The 21,838-nt window shown below is 63.0% G+C and carries 22 protein-coding genes; 12 read left to right on the top strand and 10 right to left on the bottom strand.

Annotated features, from left to right (window positions below; genetic code table 11):
- Window positions 1-8: 8 nt before the first annotated feature.
- The 3 genes from rpe to trpE all read left to right on the top strand — a co-directional run bounded on the left by rpe (window position 9) and on the right by trpE (window position 3,049).
- Window positions 9-683 (top strand): ribulose-phosphate 3-epimerase, encoded by a 675-nt coding sequence (gene rpe / locus CAG33_RS02755; protein WP_085586240.1) that lies wholly within the window; start codon window positions 9-11, stop codon window positions 681-683.
- A complete protein-coding gene (locus CAG33_RS02750; RefSeq protein WP_085629932.1) occupies window positions 680-1,498 on the top strand; it encodes a phosphoglycolate phosphatase in 819 nt (272 codons plus the stop codon). Before rpe ends, CAG33_RS02750 begins: the two co-directional genes overlap by 4 nt.
- Window positions 1,499-1,570: 72 nt before the next feature.
- A complete protein-coding gene (gene trpE / locus CAG33_RS02745) occupies window positions 1,571-3,049 on the top strand; it encodes an anthranilate synthase component I (RefSeq protein ID WP_085629930.1) in 1,479 nt (492 codons plus the stop codon).
- 69 nt (window positions 3,050-3,118) lie between these two features.
- Here the strand turns inward: trpE and estP are convergent, their stop codons facing one another.
- Window positions 3,119-5,029 (bottom strand): esterase EstP, encoded by a 1,911-nt coding sequence (estP, locus tag CAG33_RS02740; RefSeq protein WP_085636815.1) that lies wholly within the window; start codon window positions 5,027-5,029, stop codon window positions 3,119-3,121.
- Between the two features lie 428 nt (window positions 5,030-5,457).
- Between estP and CAG33_RS02735 the strand changes: the two genes are divergently transcribed.
- From CAG33_RS02735 to CAG33_RS02720, 4 genes are all read left to right on the top strand, one after another.
- On the top strand, window positions 5,458-6,051 hold the full coding sequence (locus CAG33_RS02735; protein ID WP_085636812.1) for an aminodeoxychorismate/anthranilate synthase component II: 594 nt from the start codon (window positions 5,458-5,460) through the stop codon (window positions 6,049-6,051).
- 9 nt (window positions 6,052-6,060) lie between these two features.
- Complete coding sequence (trpD, locus tag CAG33_RS02730; RefSeq protein ID WP_085586230.1) at window positions 6,061-7,110, top strand: anthranilate phosphoribosyltransferase; 1,050 nt, start codon at window positions 6,061-6,063, stop codon at window positions 7,108-7,110.
- Window positions 7,107-7,943 (top strand): indole-3-glycerol phosphate synthase TrpC, encoded by an 837-nt coding sequence (trpC, locus tag CAG33_RS02725; RefSeq protein WP_085586228.1) that lies wholly within the window; start codon window positions 7,107-7,109, stop codon window positions 7,941-7,943. Before trpD ends, trpC begins: the two co-directional genes overlap by 4 nt.
- Window positions 7,944-8,076: 133 nt before the next feature.
- Window positions 8,077-8,772, top strand: a complete 696-nt coding sequence (locus tag CAG33_RS02720) for a lipoate--protein ligase family protein (RefSeq protein ID WP_085636809.1) — start codon at window positions 8,077-8,079, stop codon at window positions 8,770-8,772.
- A gap of 10 nt (window positions 8,773-8,782) precedes the next feature.
- Here the strand turns inward: CAG33_RS02720 and crp are convergent, their stop codons facing one another.
- Entirely contained in the window at window positions 8,783-9,427 is a 645-nt protein-coding gene (crp, locus tag CAG33_RS02715) for a cAMP-activated global transcriptional regulator CRP (RefSeq protein WP_085586224.1), read from the bottom strand.
- Window positions 9,428-9,663: 236 nt separating this feature from the next.
- Between crp and CAG33_RS02710 the strand changes: the two genes are divergently transcribed.
- Together CAG33_RS02710 and speD are read left to right on the top strand one after the other, a co-directional pair.
- The gene (locus CAG33_RS02710; RefSeq protein WP_085586222.1) at window positions 9,664-10,086 is read left to right on the top strand and encodes an OsmC family protein; all 423 of its coding nucleotides are present in this window, start codon (window positions 9,664-9,666) and stop codon (window positions 10,084-10,086) included.
- 237 nt (window positions 10,087-10,323) lie between these two features.
- Entirely contained in the window at window positions 10,324-11,118 is a 795-nt protein-coding gene (speD, locus tag CAG33_RS02705; RefSeq protein ID WP_085586220.1) for an adenosylmethionine decarboxylase, read from the top strand.
- A 63-nt stretch (window positions 11,119-11,181) separates the two neighbouring features.
- Here speD and coq7 read toward each other — a convergent pair whose 3' ends face one another.
- From coq7 to hemJ, 6 genes are all read right to left on the bottom strand, one after another.
- Window positions 11,182-11,829 carry a 2-polyprenyl-3-methyl-6-methoxy-1,4-benzoquinone monooxygenase gene (gene coq7 / locus CAG33_RS02700; protein ID WP_085586218.1) on the bottom strand — a complete coding sequence of 216 codons (648 nt, stop codon included), beginning with the start codon at window positions 11,827-11,829 and terminating at the stop codon, window positions 11,182-11,184.
- A 131-nt stretch (window positions 11,830-11,960) separates the two neighbouring features.
- Window positions 11,961-12,299, bottom strand: a complete 339-nt coding sequence (locus CAG33_RS02695; protein WP_003228789.1) for a histidine triad nucleotide-binding protein — start codon at window positions 12,297-12,299, stop codon at window positions 11,961-11,963.
- 80 nt (window positions 12,300-12,379) lie between these two features.
- Entirely contained in the window at window positions 12,380-13,168 is a 789-nt protein-coding gene (locus CAG33_RS02690) for an SDR family oxidoreductase (RefSeq protein ID WP_085586350.1), read from the bottom strand.
- Between the two features lie 60 nt (window positions 13,169-13,228).
- A complete protein-coding gene (locus CAG33_RS02685) occupies window positions 13,229-14,179 on the bottom strand; it encodes a DUF805 domain-containing protein (protein WP_085636806.1) in 951 nt (316 codons plus the stop codon).
- Window positions 14,180-14,267: 88 nt separating this feature from the next.
- Window positions 14,268-15,236 (bottom strand): nitronate monooxygenase family protein, encoded by a 969-nt coding sequence (locus CAG33_RS02680; protein WP_085629920.1) that lies wholly within the window; start codon window positions 15,234-15,236, stop codon window positions 14,268-14,270.
- A gap of 33 nt (window positions 15,237-15,269) precedes the next feature.
- Window positions 15,270-15,701 (bottom strand): protoporphyrinogen oxidase HemJ, encoded by a 432-nt coding sequence (gene hemJ / locus CAG33_RS02675; RefSeq protein WP_085586212.1) that lies wholly within the window; start codon window positions 15,699-15,701, stop codon window positions 15,270-15,272.
- 133 nt (window positions 15,702-15,834) lie between these two features.
- On the opposite strand from hemJ, the gene argC reads away from it, so the two are divergent.
- Window positions 15,835-16,869: an N-acetyl-gamma-glutamyl-phosphate reductase gene (gene argC / locus CAG33_RS02670; protein ID WP_085586210.1), complete on the top strand. Its 1,035-nt coding sequence runs from the start codon at window positions 15,835-15,837 to the stop codon at window positions 16,867-16,869.
- A gap of 167 nt (window positions 16,870-17,036) precedes the next feature.
- Window positions 17,037-17,387: an iron-sulfur cluster insertion protein ErpA gene (gene erpA / locus CAG33_RS02665; protein ID WP_003228776.1), complete on the top strand. Its 351-nt coding sequence runs from the start codon at window positions 17,037-17,039 to the stop codon at window positions 17,385-17,387.
- 72 nt (window positions 17,388-17,459) lie between these two features.
- On the opposite strand, the gene CAG33_RS02660 is transcribed toward erpA, so the two are convergent.
- On the bottom strand, window positions 17,460-18,551 hold the full coding sequence (locus CAG33_RS02660; RefSeq protein WP_085636803.1) for an anhydro-N-acetylmuramic acid kinase: 1,092 nt from the start codon (window positions 18,549-18,551) through the stop codon (window positions 17,460-17,462).
- A 3-nt stretch (window positions 18,552-18,554) separates the two neighbouring features.
- Entirely contained in the window at window positions 18,555-19,979 is a 1,425-nt protein-coding gene (locus CAG33_RS02655; protein WP_085586206.1) for a peptidoglycan DD-metalloendopeptidase family protein, read from the bottom strand.
- A gap of 212 nt (window positions 19,980-20,191) precedes the next feature.
- Between CAG33_RS02655 and tyrS the strand changes: the two genes are divergently transcribed.
- The gene (gene tyrS / locus CAG33_RS02650) at window positions 20,192-21,391 is read left to right on the top strand and encodes a tyrosine--tRNA ligase (RefSeq protein WP_085586204.1); all 1,200 of its coding nucleotides are present in this window, start codon (window positions 20,192-20,194) and stop codon (window positions 21,389-21,391) included.
- Window positions 21,392-21,838: the final 447 nt, after the last annotated feature.

The raw sequence follows: 21,838 nt of genomic DNA, 5'->3' as shown, positions 1-21,838 counted from the left end.
GGTGCGTCATGCAGCCCTTCGTAATTGCTCCGTCGATTCTCTCCGCCGACTTCGCCCGCCTGGGCGAGGAAGTGGACAACGTCCTGGCCGCCGGCGCCGACTTCGTTCACTTCGATGTCATGGACAACCACTACGTGCCGAACCTGACCATCGGCCCGATGGTCTGCGCGGCGCTGCGCAAGTACGGCGTCACCGCACCGATCGACGCGCACCTGATGGTCAGCCCGGTGGACCGCATCGTCGGCGACTTCATCGAGGCCGGCGCCACCTACATCACCTTCCACCCGGAAGCCTCGCTGCACGTCGACCGTTCGCTGCAGCTGATCCGCGAAGGCGGCTGCAAGTCGGGCCTTGTGTTCAACCCGGCCACGCCGCTGGACGTGCTCAAGTACGTGATCGACAAGGTCGACATGGTGCTGCTGATGAGCGTCAACCCAGGCTTCGGCGGGCAGAAGTTCATTCCCGCCACCCTCGACAAGCTGCGCGAGGCGCGGGCGATCATCGACGCGTCGGGCCGCGACATCCGCCTGGAGATCGACGGCGGCGTCAACGTCAACAACATCCGTGAGATCGCCGCGGCCGGCGCCGACACCTTCGTGGCCGGCTCGGCGATCTTCAACGCGCCGGACTACAAGGAAGTCATCGACAAGATGCGTTCCGAACTGGCGTCGGCCCGTCCATGAGCGGTTTTGAGCAGCTGTTCCCGGGGCAACTGCCGCGGTTGGTGATGTTCGATCTGGATGGCACGCTGATCGATTCGGTTCCTGACCTGGCGGCCGCTGTGGACAACATGCTGCTCACCCTCGGCCGCGAGCCTGCTGGCCTTGAGGCGGTGCGCGAATGGGTCGGCAACGGCGCGCCGGTGCTGGTGCGCCGGGCGCTGGCCGGCGGTCTGGACCATTCGGCGGTGGACGACGCCGAGGCCGAGCGGGCGCTGGAGGTCTTCATGGAGGCCTACGGCGCCAGCCATGAGCTGACCGTGGTCTACCCCGGCGTGCGCGACACCCTCAAATGGCTGCACAAGCAGGGCGTGGCCATGGCCCTGATCACCAACAAGCCGGAGCGTTTCGTCGCGCCGCTGCTGGACCAGATGAAGATCGGCCGCTACTTCAAGTGGATCATCGGCGGCGACACCCTCCCGCAGAAGAAGCCGGACCCGGCGGCGCTGTTCTTCGTCATGAAGATGGCCGGCATCCCGGCCTCGCAGTCGCTGTTCGTCGGCGACTCGCGCAGCGATGTGCTGGCGGCGAAAGCGGCGGGGGTCAAGTGCGTCGGCCTCACCTACGGTTACAACCACGGGCGGCCGATCGCCGAGGAGTCCCCGGCGCTGGTGATCGACGATTTGCGCACGCTAATTCCCGGTTGCCTGGATCCGGCCGCTGGGATAACGTTGCCCGACGCTTCTCAATCCCCTTCTGGAAACGCCATCGTGGTGGTCACCCGCAAACTCTGGATGAAAGTCATCAAGGCCTTGGCCCGTTGGCGTTGGCGCGCCTGACGTGATCCTGGCCGGCCCTGCCGGCGCGTTTGCACACCTGACCGATTTGCACCTCACACCACGAGGCACCCCATGATCCGCGAAGAATTCCTGCGCCTGGCCGCTGCCGGCTATAACCGCATCCCGCTGGCCTGCGAAACCCTGGCCGACTTCGACACGCCGCTGTCGATCTACCTGAAACTGGCCGACCAGCCCAACTCCTACCTGCTCGAATCGGTGCAAGGCGGCGAGAAGTGGGGCCGCTACTCGATCATCGGCCTGCCGTGCCGCACCGTGCTGCGGGTCCATGACCACCACGTGAGCGTCACCGTCGACGGCGTCGAGACCGAAAGCCACGACGTCGAGGATCCGCTGGCGTTCGTCGAGGCCTTCAAGGCCCGCTACAACGTGCCGACCATCGCCGGCCTGCCGCGCTTCAACGGCGGCCTGGTGGGCTACTTCGGCTACGACTGCGTGCGCTACGTGGAAAAACGGCTGGGCAAATGCCCGAACCCGGATCCGCTGGGTGTGCCGGACATCCTGCTGATGGTCTCCGACGCCGTGGTGGTGTTCGACAACCTCGCCGGCAAGATGCACGCCATCGTCCTGGCCGATCCGTCCCGGGCCGACGCCTATGAGCAGGGCCAGGCGCAGCTGCAGGCCTTGCTGGAGAAACTCCGTCAGCCGATCACCCCGCGCCGGGGCCTGGATTTCGGCAAGCAACAGGCGGCCGAGCCGGTGTTCCGCTCCAGCTTCACTCAAAACGACTACGAAAAAGCCGTCGACACCATCAAGGAATACATCCTGGCCGGCGACTGTATGCAGGTCGTGCCGTCCCAGCGCATGTCGATCGACTTCAAGGCCGCGCCCATCGACCTGTACCGCGCGCTGCGCTGCTTCAACCCGACGCCGTACATGTACTTCTTCAACTTCGGCGACTTCCACGTGGTCGGCAGTTCGCCGGAAGTGCTGGTGCGGGTCGAGGACAACCTGATCACCGTGCGCCCGATCGCCGGCACCCGCCCGCGCGGGGCCACCGAAGAGGCGGATCTGGCGCTGGAAGAGGACCTGCTGTCGGACGACAAGGAAATCGCCGAGCACCTGATGCTGATCGACCTGGGCCGCAACGACACCGGGCGCGTCTCGGAAGTCGGCTCGGTGAAGCTCACCGAGAAGATGGTCATCGAGCGCTATTCCAACGTGATGCATATCGTCTCCAACGTCACCGGCCAACTGAAGGAAGGCCTGACCGCGATGGACGCGCTGCGGGCGATCCTGCCGGCCGGCACCTTGTCCGGCGCGCCGAAGATCCGCGCGATGGAAATCATCGACGAGCTGGAACCGGTCAAGCGCGGCGTGTACGGCGGCGCGGTGGGTTATTTCGCCTGGAACGGCAACATGGACACCGCCATCGCGATCCGCACGGCGGTGATCAAGGACGGTGAACTGCATGTGCAGGCCGGCGGCGGCATCGTGGCCGACTCGGTGCCGGCGCTGGAATGGGAAGAGACCATCAACAAGCGCCGGGCGATGTTCCGTGCCGTGGCGTTGGCCGAGCAGGCCCCGGACTGACATCGGGTCACCCTCGCCACAAAAAGAAAGCGGCGCCTGAAAAGGCGCCGCTTTTTTGTTGCCTGCCTGTCAGAAGTCCAGGCTCACCCCGACATTCACCCCTTGCTGGGTGAAGTCGTCGTCCTTGCGGATGTTGTAGCTGGCGCGCAGGGCGACTTCCTTGCTGAGGTTGTGGCTCACGCCCAGGTTCAGGCGGTTGAGGTTGGTCTGCGGCTTGTAGCCTTCGAGGGTGAAGCGGTTGTTCGGCAGGCTGTTGAGGTTGATGGTCAGGTCCTGGGCATCGTCGTTGTATTCGCGCTCATGGGCGAATTCGCCGAACACCTGGGTCTGTGCAGTGACCTGGTACTTGCCCTGGATGCCGAGGCCCAACCGGCGGGAGATGCGCGACTGGTCGTCGAAGGTCAGCGCCGTGGCGTCCGCGCCTTTTTCCGAGTAGCCATCCACCTGCGCCTTGCCGAAGTCGGCGCTGACGAACGGCGACAGGTGCCACGGACTGCTCGCCTCGGGCGCGATGTCGTAGCCCACGCGGCCGCCGATGGCCAGCACGTAGCCGTCGGTGTCGCCTTTCTCCCCGCGCTCGTTGACCCCCAGCTGGAACTTGCGCTTGAGGCTGTCGTAGTCCAGCCGGCCGGCGGTCATCGCCAGGTCGCCCCACCAGCGGTTCTGCTGGTACTGGGCGAACACGGTGCCCATGTAGGAATTGAGCTTGTAGTCCGAGTCGTTGTCGCCGGCCTCGAGCTTCTGGTGATAGAGCCCGGCCGCGACGCCGACGCGCCAGGCGTCGTCGAGGCGGTAGCTGGCGCCGATGTTCAGGTTGTAGCCGTTGCCGTCGGCGCTTGCCCCGGCGCTCTGGTCGTCGAAGTCCTGATGCTGGCCGCCGGCGGCCACGATGGCCCGCCATTGGCCCACGCCCTGCCAGTTCTCCCAGTCGGCCAGCCATTGGTTGCGCAGCTCGTCCTGGTGGGCGCGCAGCGAGCCCTGGGCCATTTCCGGCAGCAGGGTCAGTTCCCACGGCGCGGCCAGCAGCGAGTAGGCGTAATCGGCGATCAGGCGTTGCCCGGCCTCGGTCGGGTGCACCGAGTCGTTGAAGATCAGTTTGGTCGGATCCGGCGTGGCGCTGTTGATGCCGTACCGGGCGTTCTCGGTGCAGCCGCTGCCGCTGAAGCAGGTGGCGACCAGGTTCTGGTCGGTGGCCAGGCCGAACTGGGCCGGGTTGGCGAACACTTCGCCCAGCAGCAGCGGAATGTTCAGCGGAATGACGTTGGCGTTGACGCCTTGCAGCTGGCTGACCAGTTCGTTGTTGAACTGGGCGCTGAGCTGCGACGTGAAGGCTTGCAGCGGCGAGCCGTTGATGGCCGGGGTCAGGCCGATGTCCGGCAGCAGCCAGACCATGATGTAGCGGGCGCCGGCGCCTTGCAGGGTCTGCACGCTGTCGACCAGTCGGTCGGCGGCGGCGCTGGCCTGGGCGAGGCTGGTGACACGGCCCTGGAGGAAGTCGTTGCCGCCCCCCGTCAGGTAGTACAGCGCGTTCGGATCGGCGCGAAAACCGTTGGACGGCAGGTAGCCGGTGCGGGTGCGTTCGCCGGAGGCGGACGAGCTGGTGATCGAGTCCAGGATCTGGTCGGTGCGGTAACCGCCGACGGCCCAGTTGTTGCCGTCCGGCAGGCCTTGGTTGGCGCGCACCGCCGAGTCGGCGGAGGCGGTCTGGTCCGGCGTGAAACCCAGCCGTCCGCCGAGCAGTTGGGTGGCGTTGAGCGAATAGAATTCGCCGCTGCCGTCCCGGTAGGCGGGACCTGTGCGGTTGGTGAAGCGCTTGCCCGAGCCGGCCGGGCCGCCGCTGTCGGTGAACGTCCCCGCGTCGCTGAGGCTGTCGCCGAAGACGACGAAATTCGAGTAAGGGTTTGGGGCGGCGACCGCCTGGGCGCAGGCCATCGCGAGCAAGCATCCGGCCAGCGGTACGAACAACGTCTGTTTGATCATGAGCAAGTCCGTTTATTTATTGTTGTAGTGAACGAAACGACAGTACCAAAAACATCCGGCGTTTTGCCATCTGTCGCGAACACTCCCCGGGTTTGACGCGCTTTGTCCGATTTGGCCGCCGGCCGGCCCCGCCATCATATTGCACGCTCTGCCCAGCTAAGTTACTGTGCCGGAACGTATGAACGAGACCTTCCCCGTGTTGATCGTCAGCAAACTCCTGGATCAAGTCATCAAGGCGCACGCCCGCTGGCGTTGGCGCGCCTGAATCTTCTCTGCCGGCCCCGCCGGATCTGTACTGCTTTGCCTTCCTTGCCTGTCTGAACCGCCGCTGTGCCGACGCGATCCGCGCGTCCGACATCGTGCAGCGCCCTGCGGGCAAACCGTTCGAAGGCTGTCTCCAAGCCAGAATTCAAGAGGTTCGAAACGCCATGTTGCTGATGATCGACAACTACGACTCCTTTACCTACAACGTTGTGCAATACCTCGGCGAACTGGGGGCCGAGGTCAAGGTCGTGCGCAACGACGAACTGACCGTCGCCCAGATCGAAGCGCTCAACCCGGAGCGCATCGTGGTGTCCCCGGGCCCCTGCACCCCGACCGAAGCCGGCGTCTCCATCGAGGCGATCAAGCACTTCGCCGGCAAGCTGCCGATCCTCGGCGTCTGCCTCGGGCACCAGTCCATCGGCCAAGCCTTCGGCGGTGACGTGGTGCGTGCCCGCCAGGTGATGCACGGTAAGACTAGCCCGGTATTCCACGAGGACAAGGGCGTGTTCGCAGGCCTGAACCGGCCGTTGACCGTCACCCGCTATCATTCCTTGATCGTCAAGCGCGAGACCTTGCCCGACTGCCTGGAACTGACCGCCTGGACGCAGCGCGAGGACGGCTCGGTGGACGAGATCATGGGCCTGCGCCACAAGACCCTGAACATCGAAGGCGTGCAGTTCCACCCGGAATCGATCCTGACCGAACAGGGCCATGAACTGTTCGCCAACTTCCTCAAACAGACCGGCGGCGTGCGCTAAGGACCTCTCATGAACATCAAGACAGCCCTGAGCCGCATCGTCGACCACCTCGACCTCAGCACCGATGAAATGCGCGATGTGATGCGCGAGATCATGACCGGCCAATGCACCGACGCGCAGATCGGCGCGTTCATGATGGCCATGCGCATGAAGAGCGAGAGCATCGACGAGATCGTCGGCGCGGTCTCGGTCATGCGCGAGCTGGCGGACAAGGTCGAACTCAAGACCCTCGACCGCGTGGTGGATGTGGTGGGCACCGGCGGCGACGGCGCCAACATCTTCAACGTCTCCACCGCCTCGTCGTTCGTCGTCGCGGCGGCCGGCTGCACCGTGGCCAAGCACGGCAACCGCGCGGTGTCGGGCAAGAGCGGCAGCGCCGACCTGCTGGAAGCCGCCGGCATCTACCTGAACCTGACCCCGACCCAAGTGGCCCGCTGCATCGACAACGTCGGCATCGGCTTCATGTTCGCCCAGACCCACCACAAAGCGATGAAGCATGCCGCCGGCCCGCGCCGCGACCTCGGCCTGCGCACCCTGTTCAACATGCTCGGCCCGCTTACGAATCCGGCCGGTGTGAAGCATCAGGTGGTGGGCGTGTTCACGCCGGCCTTGTGCCGGCCGCTGGCCGAAGTCTTGCAGCGCCTGGGCAGCAAGCATGTACTGGTGGTGCATTCGAAGGACGGCCTGGACGAGTTCAGCCTTGCGGCGCCGACCTTCGTCGCCGAGCTGAAGGATGGCCAGATCAGCGAATACTGGGTCGAGCCGGAAGACCTGGGCATGAAGAGCCAGAGCCTGCACGGCCTGTCGGTCGAAGGCCCGGAAGCGTCGCTGGCGCTGATCCGCGATGCGCTGGGCAAGCGCAAGACCGAGAGCGGCCAGAAAGCCGCTGAAATGATTGTGCTTAACGCCGGTGCGGCGCTGTACGCCGCCGACCTGGCCAGCAGCCTGAAAGAGGGCGTGGCGCTTGCGCACGACGCCCTGCACACCGGCCTCGCTCGGGAGAAGCTCGAGGAGCTGGGCGCCTTTACCGCGGTATTCAAAGTGGAGAATGAGGGATGAGTGTACCGACGGTTCTGGAAAACATTCTGGCCCGCAAGTTTCAGGAAGTCGCCGAGCGCAGCGCCCGTGTGAGCCTGAGCGAGCTGGAAAGCCTGGCCAGGACGGCCGATGCACCCCGCGGATTTGCCGGCGCGCTGCTGGCGCAGGCCAAGAAGAAACAGCCGGCGGTGATTGCCGAGATCAAGAAGGCTTCGCCGAGCAAGGGCGTGATCCGGGAGAACTTCGTGCCCGCCGACATCGCCAAGAGCTACGAGAAGGGCGGGGCGACCTGCCTGTCGGTGCTGACCGACATCGACTACTTCCAGGGCGCCGACGCCTACCTGCAGCAGGCCCGCGCGGCCTGTGCGCTGCCGGTGATCCGCAAGGACTTCATGATCGATCCGTACCAGATCGTCGAAGCCCGGGCCCTGGGCGCCGACTGCGTGCTGCTGATCGTCTCCGCCCTGGATGACGTGAAAATGAAGGAGCTGGCGTCGGTCGCCAAGGACGTCGGCCTCGACGTGCTGGTGGAAGTCCACGACGGCGATGAGCTGGAGCGCGCGCTGAAGACCCTCGACACGCCGCTGGTGGGGATCAACAACCGCAACCTGCACACGTTCGATGTCAGCCTGGAAACCACCCTCGACCTGCTGCCGCGCATCCCGCGCGACCGCCTGGTGATCACTGAGAGCGGCATCCTCAACCGCGCCGACGTCGAACTGATGGAAATCAGCGACGTTTACGCGTTCCTGGTCGGCGAAGCGTTCATGCGTGCCGAAAGCCCGGGCACCGAGCTGCAGCGCCTGTTCTTCCCGGAACGCGGCGTTCCGGTGAGCGGTTCGACCCTCGACTGATTTTCCGTTCGTCCAGTCAAGCTTTTCGCGAGCAGGCTCGCTCCTACAGGTTTTGCGCTGTCCCTGTGGGAGCGGGCTTGCCCGCGAAGGCGGCATAAGATTCACCTCAGACCGCAAGTCCCATGGAAACCTTATGATCCCCACCTCCCTGACCATTGAATCCGGACTGCAAGCCGAACAGGACTTGCTGGCCTCCGTCTGCGCCGGCGATTCCGAATGCGGCCTGCTGTTCTGGCAGCCGAGCGACCGGGCGCTGGTCATGCCGCGCCGCCTCAACCGCCTGCCCGGTTTCGATCGGGCCTGCGAAGTGTCGGCCGCGGCCGGCTGGCCCGTGCTGCTGCGGGAAACCGGCGGCGAACCGGTGCCGCAGTCGGCCTCGACCGTCAACATCGCACTGGTGTACGCGCCGCCGCGCAGTGAGGGCGACCTGAACCGGATCGAGACCGGCTATCGGCGTTTGTGCGATCCGATATGCCAGCTGTTGGATGAGTTGGGTGGCATGTCTTCCCTGGGCGAGATCGACGGTGCGTTCTGCGACGGCCGGTTCAACGTCAACCTCGACGGACGCAAGATGGTCGGCACCGCCCAGCGCTGGCGCCAGAGTCAGGGCGGTCAGCGGCCGGTGGGGCTGGTGCACGGGGCGATGCTGATGGATGACGAACGTGAGTCGATGGTCGCGGCCGTCAACCGCTTCAACGAAGCCTGCGGGCTGGAGCAGCGGGTGCGTGTGCAAAGCCACATTGCGCTGCATGAGAAATTTCCGGATGCGCAGGCCTTGGCGCGGCTCGACGTGCTCTTGCGGGCAATGCTGGCGCAAATCTACGCTTGAGCCTGCGGGCTCAGCGTGTCCCGAAGACCACCATGGTCTTGCCTTTCACGTCCACCAGGTTGCGGTCCTCGAGATCCTTGAGCACCCGGCCGACCATCTCCCGCGAGCAGCCGACGATCCGCCCGATTTCCTGACGTGTCACCTTGATCTGCATACCGTCCGGGTGGGTCATCGCATCGGGCTGCTTGCACAGTTCCAGCAGGCAGCGGGCCACGCGGCCGGTCACGTCGAAGAACGCCAAGTCGCCGACCTTGCGTGTGGTGTTGCGCAGGCGTTGTGCGATTTGTCCGCTGAGCACGTAAAGAATGTCCGGATCCTGTTGCGACAGTTCGCGGAATTTCGCGTAGCTGATTTCCGCGACTTCGCATTCGACCTTGGCCCGCACCCAGGCGCTGCGCTCCTGTTCCTGGCCGGCCTGTTCGAACAGCCCCAGTTCGCCGAAGAAGTCCCCGGCGTTGAGGTAGGCGATGATCATCTCCCGGCCGTCGTCATCCTCGATCAGGATCGTCACCGAACCCTTGATGATGAAGTACAGCGTGTCGGAACGGTCGCCGGCGCAGATGATGTTGCTCTTGGCCGCATGGCGGCGGCGCTGGCAATGCATCAACAGCTTGTCGAGGTTCTTGATTTTGGGGGTGGGGGTAATACCAACCATGGTTGTATCCCGAAAAGACTGCACGGTTATGTTTGATTTTTTTATGAGGCGCCGAGAGCGGTCGTTGACAGGTCGACCGGGCGTCAGTGATTTGGCGCCAGCTTACCAGACACTTCCTTGAAGATTCGAGAATTTACCTACGTCATGGCCGTATCCGTCCTAGGAATGGCAGTCGCTGTCAAAGCGTAGCCCTGTGCTAAGCTGGCGGCCCTTTTTTCTACAGTGGAGTCTTGGCGATGAAGGCACGCATCCAATGGGCTGGCGAAGCCATGTTCCTCGGCGAATCCGGCAGCGGCCATGTCGTGGTCATGGACGGTCCGCCGGAGGCCGGTGGCCGCAACCTGGGTGTCCGCCCGATGGAGATGCTCTTGCTGGGCGTCGGCGGCTGCAGCAATTTCGACGTGGTCAGCATCCTGAAGAAGGCCCGCCAGGCCGTCGAGAGCTGCGAAGCGTTCCTGGACGCCGAACGCGCGACCGAAGACCCGAAGGTCTTCACCAAGATCCACATGCATTTCGTGGTCAAGGGCCGCGGCCTGAAGGAAGCCCAGGTCAAGCGCGCCATCGAGCTGTCCGCCGAGAAGTACTGCTCGGCCTCGATCATGCTGGGCGCGGCCGGTGTGGCCATCACCCACGACTACGAGATCGTCGAGCTCGGCTGAGCCGACATTCAACTATCATAAAAGCAGTGCAGACTCTGGCGATCCCCCGCCGACGTCTGCATAATGCGCCACTTTTTTCAGGGCTGTGACCGGTCTGCCGACGGGTCATCCGCCTGAACAGATAACCAAAATCGCCATCGCGAAGAGGTGTTAACCGTCCTACGCAGGTGCGTCGTTCGCACTTGACGGGCATGCTTGATCACGCGGCCGTGCCGCATACATAGAGAGTTTTCAACGGTGAAAAGCAAACTCAAGCTCCACGGGTTCAATAACCTGACAAAGACCTTGAGCTTCAACATCTATGACATCTGCTACGCGGAAACCCCGCAAGACCAGCAGGCCTACGTCGAGTACATCAACAAAGAGTACAACGCGAAGCGCCTGACGCAGATCCTCACGGAAGTTGTCGATATCATTGGTGCCAACATCCTGAACATCGCCAGTCAGGACTACGAGCCACAAGGCGCCAGCGTCACGATCCTGATCTCCGAAGAGCCGGTGACCCCGACCGAGAGTCAGATCGAAGAGTCTCCGGGCCCGCTGCCCGAGATCATCCTCGCCCACCTCGACAAGAGCCACATCACGGTGCACACCTATCCGGAAATCCATCCGGACGACGGTATCGCGACGTTCCGTGTGGACATCGACGTGTCGACCTGCGGCGTGATTTCACCGCTCAAAGCGCTCAACTTCCTGATTCACCAGTTCGATTCGGACATCGTGACCGTGGATTACCGTGTGCGCGGCTTCACCCGTGACGTCGAAGGCAACAAGCACTTCATCGACCACGAGATCAACTCGATCCAGAACTATCTCTCCGAAGACACCCGCGACGCGTACCAGATGACCGACGTGAACGTGTACCAGGAAAACCTGTTCCACACCAAAATGCTGCTGAAGAACTTCGAACTGGACAACTACCTGTTCGGCGACGCCACCAGCAACCTGTCGGCCGAGCAGCGTGCCCAGGTGACCGAGCGTGTGAAACACGAAATGCTGGAGATCTTCTACGCCCGCAACATGCCGAGCTGAGATCCCCGAGCACAAAAAAAGGCGACTGCCCCGGGGCAGTCGCCTTTTTTATTGTGGAGGCGTTCAGATCCGGTAGGTGCTCTTGGTCATCACCTTCGCCAGCAGGCTCATCCCGAACTTCACCGGCGCCGGGAAGCGGAAGCCGCCGGCCTGCAGCGCGCTTTCGGCATGGTGTTCCTCATCGACGCGCATCTGCTCCAGGATCGCCCGGGACTTTTCGTCCTCGGCGGGCAGTTGCTCCAGGTGCTCGTTCAAGTGCTTGCACACCTGATGTTCGGTCGCCGCGACGAATCCGAGGCTGACCTTGTCGCTGATCAGTCCGGCCACGGCGCCGATGCCGAACGACATGCCGTAGAACAAGGGGTTGAGCACGCTGGTGTGGCTGCCCAGCTGATGGATACGTTGCTCGCACCACACCAGGTGGTCGATCTCTTCTTCGGCGGCATGCTCCATCGCTTCGCGCACCTGCGGCAGCTTGGCGGTGAGCGCCTGGCCCTGGTACAGCGCCTGGGCGCAGACCTCGCCGGTGTGGTTGATGCGCATCAGGCCGGCGACATGGCGGGTGTCTTCGTCGCTCATCTGCGCATCGGGCTGCACGATGGCCGGCGACGGGCGATGCGGCTGGCCGCTGAACGGCAGCAAGGTGCGCATGGCGGCATCGGCTTGCAGCAGAAGACGGTCAATGGGCGAGTAGTGACGTTGGGTAGTCATGCTGACCTCCGGGGGGAATCTCGGCGGCCAGTTTAACCGAATCGGCCCGAGAAGGATTGCGCTGGGTCATCGTGACTCAGAGGGGATGGAGACTTCGGCGGGAGCGGGCAAGCCCCCTCCCGCGGAAAGACTCAGCCCGGCGGCCAGTTCATCTGACGCTGACCGAGCACATGCATATGAATGTGGTAGACGGTCTGTCCGCCCTTTTCATTGCAGTTCATCACCACCCGGAAGCCTTCCTCGCAACCCAGCTCCAGCGCCAGGCGCTGGGCGGTGAACAGGATGTGCCCGGCCAGTGCCTTGTCGTCTTCGGTCAGGTCGTTGAGGGTGCGCACCGGTTTTTTCGGGATCACCAGAAAATGCACCGGCGCCTGTGGGGCGATGTCGTGGAAGGCCAGGACCTGGTCGTCCTCGTAGATGATCTTCGCCGGGATCTCCCGGTTGATGATCTTGGTGAACAGAGTATCCACAGCTGTTTTCTCCGTTGTGTGGGGCGGGTCGAGTGTACCCATGCGGGTTCACCGCGCCCAGCCGTTTGCCTGCCGGCCTTTCAGCGCGGGCAGTAAGCCTTGTTGACCATGCCGGTGACGGTGCGGTTGAGCCAGCGCGAGCCGAGGCGCGGCAGGAAGGCGAACCAGCGGTTCATCCGGCCGGGGATGATGATCGCGCGGTTCTTCTCCAGGGCGCGCACGGTGTACAGCGCGACCTCTTCCGGGCTCATCAGCAGCCGGCTGTCGTTGAGCTTTCCGTCGTTCAGTTGGGCGGTGCGGAAGAACGCCGTACGGGTCGGCCCCGGGCAGAGCACCGAGACCTTCACCGCGCACTTCTTCAGCTCGACCCGCAGTGCTTCGGAGAAGTGCAGCACATACGCCTTGCTGGCGTAGTAGGTGCTCATCCACGGGCCGGGGTTGAACGCCGCGACCGAGGCGACGTTGAGGATCTGCCCGCCGCCCTGCAGCGCCATGCTGTTGCCGATGGCGTGGCAGAGGCGGGTGAGGGCGAGGATGTTCACCTCGATCAGGTCCTGCTCGGTCATCCAGTCCTGGGCCAGGAACGGCCCGCAGGTGCCGATGCCGGCGCAGTTCACCAGCAGATCGATCTGCCGGTCGCCTTCTTCCAGTTCCAGCAGGAAGCCGGACAGGCGCAAGGGTTCGCCCAGATCGCAGGCGCGGAACAGCACCTCGACGCCGAAGCGCTGGGTCAGTTCGATCGCAATGCTTTCCAGCTGATCACGCTGTCGGGCCACCAGGATCAGGCTGCGGCCGCGGCGGGCAAGGGCTTCGGCCATGGCCAGGCCGATGCCGCTGGAGGCGCCGGTGATCAGAGCGTAACGGGTCATGCAGTTCTCCATCGCAACAGCTCCGGCCGGCGACGCAGGTGTCGCGGGCCGGAGCGCTGTTCATTCTTTGCCAGAGTCTACAGGGGGCGGGGCCGCTTCGGCTGCTTCGTCCTCGGAAATCGTTGCCGGTTCGGCCACGGCGTCGATCTCGTCGGTGGTCACCGAGCCGCTTTCGTAGCTGCTTTCCAGGCTGGTTTCGTACTCCTCCTGGATCGCCGAAATACCGCCGACCATCGCGCCCGCGAAGATGAGCCCGACGAACACGATCCACAGCGAGCACAGCACCTTGACCGCCGTGGTGTTGGGCGGTGGCGGCGGGCCATAGCGGTTGGCGCCGTCGTTGCCCGGCATGGCCATCATCACCAGCGGAAAAATGCTGCCCACGAACGGCACTAGGTTCAGCAGCCAGAGCCAGCCGGACCAGCCGATGTCATGCAGGCGCTGCACGCTGAACAGGATGCTGACGAGGCTGAAGGCCAGGAACAGAAAGAACGCGACGATGCCGCCGATGATCAGCCCGGTGGTGGAGTCCGTGCTGACCAGGCCCAGCCCGATGAACGCAAAGATGCCGATGATCGGCAGGGTCACCAGGCTCAACACCATCGTCCAGGCCAGGAAACGCAGGCGGCCGATCCGGCCTTCGACACTGAACGGCTTGAGGGTGGCGAACTCGGGGAGGCGGTCGCCGACGTCGGCCCGGGGCGGGGCGTAGGGCGAATCCGGTTCCGCCTGAGCGGGCGCCTGTTCGTGCACGTCCGCCAGGTTCAGTTCGACCGTGGTTTCGGGCTCGATCCGGGCTTCGATGCCGGTCTTGCCCAGTGCCTGCAGGTAAACCTGCGCATCGCTGTGGGACAGGTCGCGCTTGAGTGCGACGGTGCGCCCGTTGAACAGCCGCTCGATGGCGGCGACATCGCTCTTGAAAAGATCCGCCAGGTTGAGCTTGGCGGTGGTGATGTCGACTCCGGGCTGCAGAGCGCCGTCGAACATGATCTTGTAACGGGTTTCGCTCATGGCCGGGCATCCTTGTCGCGAGATGGATTGAAGTGGGGTGTCGCAGTCGGTGAGTGTAAGGCCGGCCGCGGATCGGCTGGCCTTTTTCTCAGCGTGGCCAGCGGTTCGGCAACTGCGCCGCGTGCGCCAGTGCCTGGCGATACTCGCTGTCCAGGCGGGCCACCAGTTGCTCCACGCTCGGCAGATCCTTGATTCCGCCTACGCCCTGGCCCGCCGACCAGACGGTTTTCCAGGCCTTGGCCTCATCGCTGAGGGGCTTGAGCTTTTCGCCGAAGTTCACGTCGCCCTTGCCCTGCAGGGCCGCCATGTCGAAGCCGGCGGCCTCCAGGCTCTGGCGCATGAAGCTGGCCGGTACGCCCGACACGGCAGGAGTATGGATGATGTCCGCCGCTTTGGCAGTCAGCAGCATGTCCTTGTATGCGTCAGGCGCGTGACTTTCGGTGGTGCCGATAAATCGGGTGCCGAAGTAGGCCAAATCCGCGCCCAGCACTTGGGCAGCAAGAATCTCATGCCCGTGGTTCAGGCATCCTGCGAGCAGCAGGGTTTTGTCGAAGAACTGACGGATCTCCGCGATCAGCGAGAACGGGCTCCAGGTGCCGGCATGGCCGCCGGCGCCCGCCGCTACGGCGATCAGACCGTCGACACCGGCCTCGGCGGCTTTCTCCGCGTGGCGGCGGGTGGTCACATCGTGGAACACCAGGCCGCCGTAGCTGTGGACGGCATCGACCACTTCCTTGACCGCGCCCAGACTTGTGATGACGATCGGCACCTGGTGTTCGACGCAGATGTTCAGATCCGCCTGCAGCCTCGGGTTGGTGGGGTGGACGATCAGGTTCACCGCATACGGCGCCGGGTTTTCCATGAGCGCCAGGCCCGCCTCGATCTGTTCCAACCAGGCCTTGAAGCCGCTGCTTTCGCGCTGGTTCAGCGCGGGGAAGCTGCCGACCACGCCATTGCGGCAACAGGCTAGCACCAGATCCGGGTTGGAAATCAGGAACATCGGCGCGGCCACGACGGGCAGGCGCAAGCGTTGGTCGAGCAAAGCGGGCAGCGACATGGGACATCCCCCGATGAGTTGTGCTTATGAAGGTTAAAACGGCCGAACCACGACCAGAATTACAATAACAAGCAGTATCAGAACTGGCACTTCATTGAACCAGCGATAAAAGACATGGCTGCGGGTGTTTTCGCCACGGGCGAAGCGTTTGACGTACGCGCCGCACACATGGTGATAGCCGATCAGAAGGGCGACCAGCGTGAGCTTGGCGTGCATCCACCCGCCTTGGGTGAAATAGGCGCTCGGGTTGAGGCTGATCAGCCAGCCGCCGAAGATCAGCACGGCGATCATCGAAGGCCCCATGATGCCGCGGTACAGCTTGCGCTCCATGACGCTGAACCGTTCCTTGCTGACGGCGTCCTCGCTTTGCGCGTGATAGACGAACAGCCGCGGCAGGTAAAACAGCCCGGCAAACCAGCAGACCACGCTGACGATATGAAACGCTTTGAGCCACAGATAGAGCATTGGATTGATTCCCAGGTTCACGGTAGCCGGATAGTAGAGGCTCGGGCGGCCGCACGTCACCTTGACGGTTGTCGCAGGGGCGCGCGGCCCCTATTATCGACGGCTTTCCAGTGGGTTCGTTGAGGGCAGGTTCATGGTCAAGGTCGGTATCGTCGGCGGCACGGGTTACACGGGTGTCGAACTGTTGCGTCTGCTGGCGCAGCATCCGCAGGCAGAGGTGGTGGTCATCACTTCCCGATCCGAGGCCGGCATGGCCGTCGCCGACATGTACCCGAACCTGCGCGGCCATTACGACGGTCTGGCGTTCAGCGTTCCGGACATCAAGACCCTGGGCGCCTGCGATGTGGTGTTCTTCGCCACGCCCCACGGTGTCGCCCACGCCTTGGCGGGTGAACTGCTGGCCGCCGGCACCAAGGTCATCGACCTGTCGGCGGACTTCCGCCTGCAGGACGCCGACGAGTGGGCCAAGTGGTACGGCCAGCCGCACGGCGCGCCGGAACTGTTGGACGAGGCAGTCTACGGTCTGCCGGAAGTCAATCGTGAGCAGATCCGCAAGGCGCGCCTGATCGCGGTGCCGGGTTGCTACCCGACCGCCACGCAGCTGGGGTTCCTGCCTTTGCTCGAGGCCGGCCTTGCCGATGCCTCGCACCTGATCGCCGACTGCAAGTCGGGCATCAGCGGTGCCGGTCGTGGTGCCTCTGTAGGATCGCTGTACTCCGAGACGTCGGAAAGCTTCAAGGCTTATGCGGTGAAAGGTCACCGTCACTTGCCGGAAATCCGCCAGGGGCTGCGCCGTGCGGCGGGCAAGGACGTCGGCCTGACGTTCGTTCCGCACCTGACGCCGATGATCCGTGGCATTCACTCGACGCTGTACGCAACCGTGACCGACCGTTCGGTGGATCTCCAGGCGCTGTTCGAGAAGCGTTACGCCAATGAACCGTTCGTCGACGTCATGCCGGCCGGCAGCCACCCGGAGACCCGCAGCGTGCGCGGCGCCAACGTGTGCCGGATCGCCGTGCACCGTCCGCAGGACGGCGACCTGGTAGTGGTGCTGTCGGTCATCGACAACCTGGTCAAGGGCGCGTCGGGCCAGGCGGTGCAGAACCTCAACATTCTGTTCGGCCTGGATGAGCGCATGGGTCTGTCCCATGCCGGCATGCTGCCGTAACACGTCCTTGCGAACAGCGAAAAGGCCCGGAACACGGGCCTTTTCGCATTCGGGCCAGTGAAAGGCTTTATTGATATACCGTAACAATAGTTGACCGATTTTCTAGGACAAGCGGATAATGCGCGTCATCACGCAATATGACGGCTTAGCGCCGGGAGATAGTCAGCATGAGCGTCGAATCCTTCACCCCCACGGCTTTGCAATTCACCCAGGGTGCCGCGCACAAGGTGAAGAGCCTGGTCGATGAAGAGGGGAATGATCGCTTGAAGCTGCGCGTATTCGTTACGGGCGGCGGTTGTTCAGGTTTTCAGTACGGCTTCACCTTCGATGAGGATGTGGCCGAAGACGACACCATCGTCGAGCGCGAAGGGGTCAGCCTGGTGGTCGACCCGATGAGCTTCCAGTACCTGGCCGGTGCCGAGGTGGATTACCAGGAAGGTCTTGAGGGCTCGCGGTTCGTGATCAAGAATCCGAACGCCACCACCACCTGCGGATGCGGCTCTTCGTTCTCGATCTGAATTTTTCTTGCGCAAACAGCAAAACGCCGCAGTTCCTCACGGAGCTGCGGCGTTCTGCTGTTTGCGGTTCGGTCAGTTGGGGTAGATCGCGCCAAGCACGCGTAAGCCTCGGGCGCCGGTGACGCTCGGGCGATTGGCCGTGATGCCTTCGAGACAGCAATGCGCCAGCCAGGCAAACGCCATGGCCTCCACCCAGTCGGGGTCGACCCCGTGGGTCGCTGTGCTGGCAACGGTGGTGTCCGGCAGCCGCTCGGCCAGGCGCTTCATCAGTGTGGCGTTATGGGCGCCGCCGCCGCAGACCAGAAGCTCCCGCGTCTCGGTTTGAGCCGCCTGCAGGGACTGGACGATGGTATGCGCCGTCAGTTCCAGCAGCGTCGCCTGGACATCCTCTGGCGCAACCTGCGGCAGGCGTGACAGGTGTCGCTCCAGCCAAGGCAGGTTGAATACCTCGCGCCCCGTGCTTTTCGGGCCCTGAGTGGCGAAGAACGGGTCGCTCAGCAACGCTTCCAGCAGGGCCGGATCTATGCTGCCGCTGGCCGCCCACTCGCCGTTGCGGTCATAGTTTTCGCCGCGCTGCCGGTGGATCCAGGCGTCCATCAGCACATTCCCAGGGCCGCAGTCGAAACCGGCTACAGGTGCGTTCGGCTCAATCAGGCTCAGATTGCTGAAACCGCCGACATTCAGAACGGCGCGATTGCCGTTACGCTCCTCAAACAACGCTTCATGGAAGGCCGGAACCAAAGGCGCGCCTTGGCCGCCGGCGGCCACATCGCGGCTGCGGAAGTCGCTGACCACCGTGATGCCGGTCAGCTCGGTCAGCAGGGCGGGATTGCCGATCTGCACCGTAAAGCCACGCGCCGGCTCATGGCGGATGGTCTGGCCGTGGCTGCCGATTGCGCGGATGTCGTCGGCGCTGAGCCGCTGCTGTTCGAGAAGGGTGTGAATGCCTTGCGCTGCGAGCGTCACCCAGTGCTGCTGGGCAATGGCCGAGCGGGCGATCTCATCGGGGCCGCTGGCGCACAAGCCAAGCAGCTCGGCGCGCAGGGATTCAGGCATGGGGAGGTAGTGCGTGGCGATCAGGCGGATCGCCGAGGTCTGTTCGATCAGGGCGATGTCCAGACCGTCGAGGCTGGTTCCGGACATCACGCCGATGTAAAGGGCCATGGCTTAACGCTTGCTCGAGGCCAGCAAGGTGGCCTTCTCTTGATCCATGCGCGCCATCAGCGGCTGGCTCTGCGCGAGGAAGCGGGCGCGTTCGGACTTGGCGATCGGGTCGGCCATCGGCAGCTTCTGGCCCAGCGGGTCGACGTGAACGCCGTTGACCTGGAACTCGTAGTGCAGGTGCGGGCCGGTGGACAGGCCGGTCGTGCCGATGTAGCCGATCACTTGGCCTTGCTTGACGGTTCCGCCGGTCTTCACGCCTTTGGCGAAGCCCTGCATGTGGCCGTACAGCGTGCGGTAGGTGTTGCCGTGCTGGATGATCACGGTGTTGCCGTAGCCGCCGCGGCGACCGGCCAGCAGCACCTTGCCGTCGCCGGCTGCCTTGATCGGCGTGCCGCGGGGGGCCGCGTAGTCGACGCCTTTGTGGGCGCGGATCTTGTTGAGGATCGGATGCTTGCGGCCCATGGAGAATTTCGAGCTGATGCGGGCGAAGTCGACCGGCGTGCGGATGAACGCCTTGCGCATGCTGTTGCCGTCAGCGGTGTAGTAGCTGCTGTTGCCTTGCTTGTTGGTGTAGCGCACGGCGGTGTAGGTCTTGCCGCGGTTGGTGAAGCGTGCCGACAGGATGGGGCCGTTGCCCACGGCTTTGCCGTTGACCACTTTCTGCTCGTAGATCACGTCGAATTCGTCGCCCTGACGGATGTCCTGGGCAAAGTCGACGTCGTAGCCGAATACGCTGGCCATGTCCATGGTCAGGCTGTGGGACAGACCGGCGCGGGCGGCGGACTGCGACAGGGAGCTGTTGATCACGCCGTGGACGTAAGCGGTGCGGACGGTCGGCTTGGCGGTGACGCGGTTGAACGCGAAACCTTTGTCGTTGCGGGTCAGGGTGATGGTTTCAACATCGCTGACCTTGCTGTGCAGGTTGACCAGCTGGCCTTCGGGGTTCAGTTCGAATTCAAGCTTCTGGCCATGCTTGAGCTGGCTGAATTGCTTGGCTTGCTTGTCGCTGGCCAGCACTTCGTGCACGGCGGCGGCCGGAAGGCCGACCTTTTCGAAGAGGGTGGAAAGCGTATCGCCTTTGGCGACGACCACTTCCCTGTGGCCCGGGGCCTTCTTTGCTTCGGCCGGCGCGGCAGGGGCGGCGGGCGCCTGGGCGGTTTCCGGAGCCGTTTCGTCGCTGTTTTCAATCTGTGCGAAAGGGGAAGTGACGGGCTCGCTTGTGGCTTGGACGGCGTCGGCGGCGTCTTGATCCTGTGTCAGTTGTTCAGCAGGACTTTCCAGTTCAAGGCTCAAGGTTGTCTTTTTGGCTTCAACATCGCTGGAAGGGAATACCAGCAGGGCCAGGCTGAGGAGAGCGGCGATTCCACTTGCGGCCAGCAGGTGGGTTTTCGGGTAAAGCGGCGGCGCTTTAGACGATTCTGTGGTCATAAAGGACTTTTGACTTTGAAAAAGATGAATTGGAAAAGATGAATGACATGATGAAGATGAAATAACTGTATAAAATATAACCAAATCATCTCTGAAGCAAGTCTGCGGGCGACGTGCCTGCGGATTGGCGTCCGCGTGCCGGGCAAACCTTGTATTTGGTGCGCGATCTTGTATGGTTGGTTCCCTTTGAATCTGAGCCTTGCGGGTCTGTTATGAAGTCGGTTGAAGAGCAGCTAGCGCTGATTAAACGTGGTGCGGAAGAACTGTTGGTCGAGTCCGAGCTGATCGAAAAGCTCAAGCGTGGCCAGCCGCTGCGTATTAAGGCCGGCTTCGATCCGACTGCGCCGGATCTGCACTTGGGGCACACCGTGCTTATTAATAAGCTGCGCCAGTTCCAGGAGCTGGGGCATCAGGTGATCTTTTTGATCGGAGACTTCACCGGCATGATCGGCGATCCGAGCGGCAAGAGCGCGACCCGTCCGCCGCTGACCCGTGAGCAAGTGCTGGAGAACGCCGAGACCTACAAGAGTCAGGTGTTCAAGATTCTGGATCCGGCGAAGACCGAAGTCGCCTTCAACTCCACCTGGATGGATCAGATGGGGCCGGCGGACTTCATTCGCCTGACTTCGCAGTACACGGTTGCCCGCATGCTCGAGCGTGACGACTTCGACAAGCGCTATACCACCAATCAGCCGATCGCCATTCATGAGTTCCTCTATCCGCTCGTTCAGGGCTACGACTCGGTCGCTTTGCGTGCCGATGTCGAACTGGGCGGTACCGACCAGAAATTCAACTTGTTGATGGGGCGTGAGCTGCAGCGTGGCTACGGTCAGGAGGCTCAGTGCATTCTGACCATGCCGTTGCTCGAGGGGCTGGACGGCGTCAAGAAGATGTCCAAGTCGCTGGGCAACTACGTCGGTATCCAGGAGGCTCCAGGTGTCATGTACGGCAAGCTGGTTTCCATTCCCGATACGTTGATGTGGCGTTATTTCGAACTGCTCAGCTTCCGCTCGATGGACGAGATCGATGCCTTGCGTGCGGATGTCGAGGCGGGTGCCAATCCGCGTGACATCAAGATCAAGCTGGCAGAAGAGATTGTCGCTCGCTTCCATGGTGAAGAGGCCGCGGCCAATGCGCATCGTGCCGCAGGCAACCGCATGAAGGATGGCGAGCTGCCGGAGGATTTGCCGGAGATCCAGCTGACCGCTGCTGAGGACATGCCGATCGCGGCGGTGCTTAATAAGGCAGGCTTGGTGAAGAACTCGGCAGTTGCGCGCGACTTGCTGGGTTCTGGCGGTGTGCGTGTCGATGGTGAGGTGGTCGATCGTTCCTTCATGTATGTGCTGGGTGCGACCCATGTCTGCCAGGCTGGCAAGAAGGCGTTTGCGCGTATCACGCTGAAATCTGAATAAGATTGAAACAAAGGGTTGACGGCGAGTTTTAGTTCTCTATAATTCGCCCCACTTCTGGCGCAGTCGAAACGGAAAACTCCTTGAAATTCAACGAGTTACGAAGTTTTCGGCAGCGGATCGCTTCAGTTCAGCGAAGCCCGGAGGGAGTCGAAGAGGGCGGTGATGTTTGGCCCTTTCGGTGTTTCGATCCTCCCGGTCGAAGGCGGAAAAAAAGAGGTGTTGACAGCAGCGTGCAACGCTGTAGAATTCGCCTCCCGCTGACGAGAGATCGAAAGCGCAAGTGGTTGAAGTTGAAAAAGAAATTTTGAAAACTTCTGAAAATAACCGCTTGACAGCAAATGAGGCTGCTGTAGAATGCGCGCCTCGGTTGAGACGAAAGGCTTGACCAACCGCTCTTTAACAACTGAATCAAGCAATTCGTGTGGGTGTTTGTGGAGTCAGACTGAC

The organism is Pseudomonas sp. B3(2017), assembly GCF_002113595.1.
Classification (GTDB): Bacteria; Pseudomonadota; Gammaproteobacteria; order Pseudomonadales; family Pseudomonadaceae; genus Aquipseudomonas; species Aquipseudomonas ekonensis.
Note: the sequence above shows the minus strand (reverse complement) of the source record. Positions and strands in the feature narration are given on the sequence as shown.

What these genes read in the sequence shown, in the direction of transcription:
- estP (WP_085636815.1), bottom strand. Translation starts at nt 5,029, where the DNA reads ATGATCAAACAGACGTTGTTCGTACCGCTGGCCGGATGCTTGCTCGCG.
- trpD (WP_085586230.1), top strand. Translation starts at nt 6,061, where the DNA reads ATGAACATCAAGACAGCCCTGAGCCGCATCGTCGACCACCTCGACCTC.
- trpC (WP_085586228.1), top strand. Translation starts at nt 7,107, where the DNA reads ATGAGTGTACCGACGGTTCTGGAAAACATTCTGGCCCGCAAGTTTCAG.
- CAG33_RS02735 (WP_085636812.1), top strand. Translation starts at nt 5,458, where the DNA reads ATGTTGCTGATGATCGACAACTACGACTCCTTTACCTACAACGTTGTG.
- CAG33_RS02720 (WP_085636809.1), top strand. Translation starts at nt 8,077, where the DNA reads ATGATCCCCACCTCCCTGACCATTGAATCCGGACTGCAAGCCGAACAG.
- CAG33_RS02655 (WP_085586206.1), bottom strand. Translation starts at nt 19,979, where the DNA reads ATGACCACAGAATCGTCTAAAGCGCCGCCGCTTTACCCGAAAACCCAC.
- CAG33_RS02660 (WP_085636803.1), bottom strand. Translation starts at nt 18,551, where the DNA reads ATGGCCCTTTACATCGGCGTGATGTCCGGAACCAGCCTCGACGGTCTG.
- CAG33_RS02680 (WP_085629920.1), bottom strand. Translation starts at nt 15,236, where the DNA reads ATGTCGCTGCCCGCTTTGCTCGACCAACGCTTGCGCCTGCCCGTCGTG.
- crp (WP_085586224.1), bottom strand. Translation starts at nt 9,427, where the DNA reads ATGGTTGGTATTACCCCCACCCCCAAAATCAAGAACCTCGACAAGCTG.
- erpA (WP_003228776.1), top strand. Translation starts at nt 17,037, where the DNA reads ATGAGCGTCGAATCCTTCACCCCCACGGCTTTGCAATTCACCCAGGGT.
- CAG33_RS02690 (WP_085586350.1), bottom strand. Translation starts at nt 13,168, where the DNA reads ATGACCCGTTACGCTCTGATCACCGGCGCCTCCAGCGGCATCGGCCTG.
- CAG33_RS02750 (WP_085629932.1), top strand. Translation starts at nt 680, where the DNA reads ATGAGCGGTTTTGAGCAGCTGTTCCCGGGGCAACTGCCGCGGTTGGTG.
- coq7 (WP_085586218.1), bottom strand. Translation starts at nt 11,829, where the DNA reads ATGACTACCCAACGTCACTACTCGCCCATTGACCGTCTTCTGCTGCAA.
- CAG33_RS02710 (WP_085586222.1), top strand. Translation starts at nt 9,664, where the DNA reads ATGAAGGCACGCATCCAATGGGCTGGCGAAGCCATGTTCCTCGGCGAA.
- tyrS (WP_085586204.1), top strand. Translation starts at nt 20,192, where the DNA reads ATGAAGTCGGTTGAAGAGCAGCTAGCGCTGATTAAACGTGGTGCGGAA.
- hemJ (WP_085586212.1), bottom strand. Translation starts at nt 15,701, where the DNA reads ATGCTCTATCTGTGGCTCAAAGCGTTTCATATCGTCAGCGTGGTCTGC.
- argC (WP_085586210.1), top strand. Translation starts at nt 15,835, where the DNA reads ATGGTCAAGGTCGGTATCGTCGGCGGCACGGGTTACACGGGTGTCGAA.
- rpe (WP_085586240.1), top strand. Translation starts at nt 9, where the DNA reads ATGCAGCCCTTCGTAATTGCTCCGTCGATTCTCTCCGCCGACTTCGCC.
- trpE (WP_085629930.1), top strand. Translation starts at nt 1,571, where the DNA reads ATGATCCGCGAAGAATTCCTGCGCCTGGCCGCTGCCGGCTATAACCGC.
- CAG33_RS02685 (WP_085636806.1), bottom strand. Translation starts at nt 14,179, where the DNA reads ATGAGCGAAACCCGTTACAAGATCATGTTCGACGGCGCTCTGCAGCCC.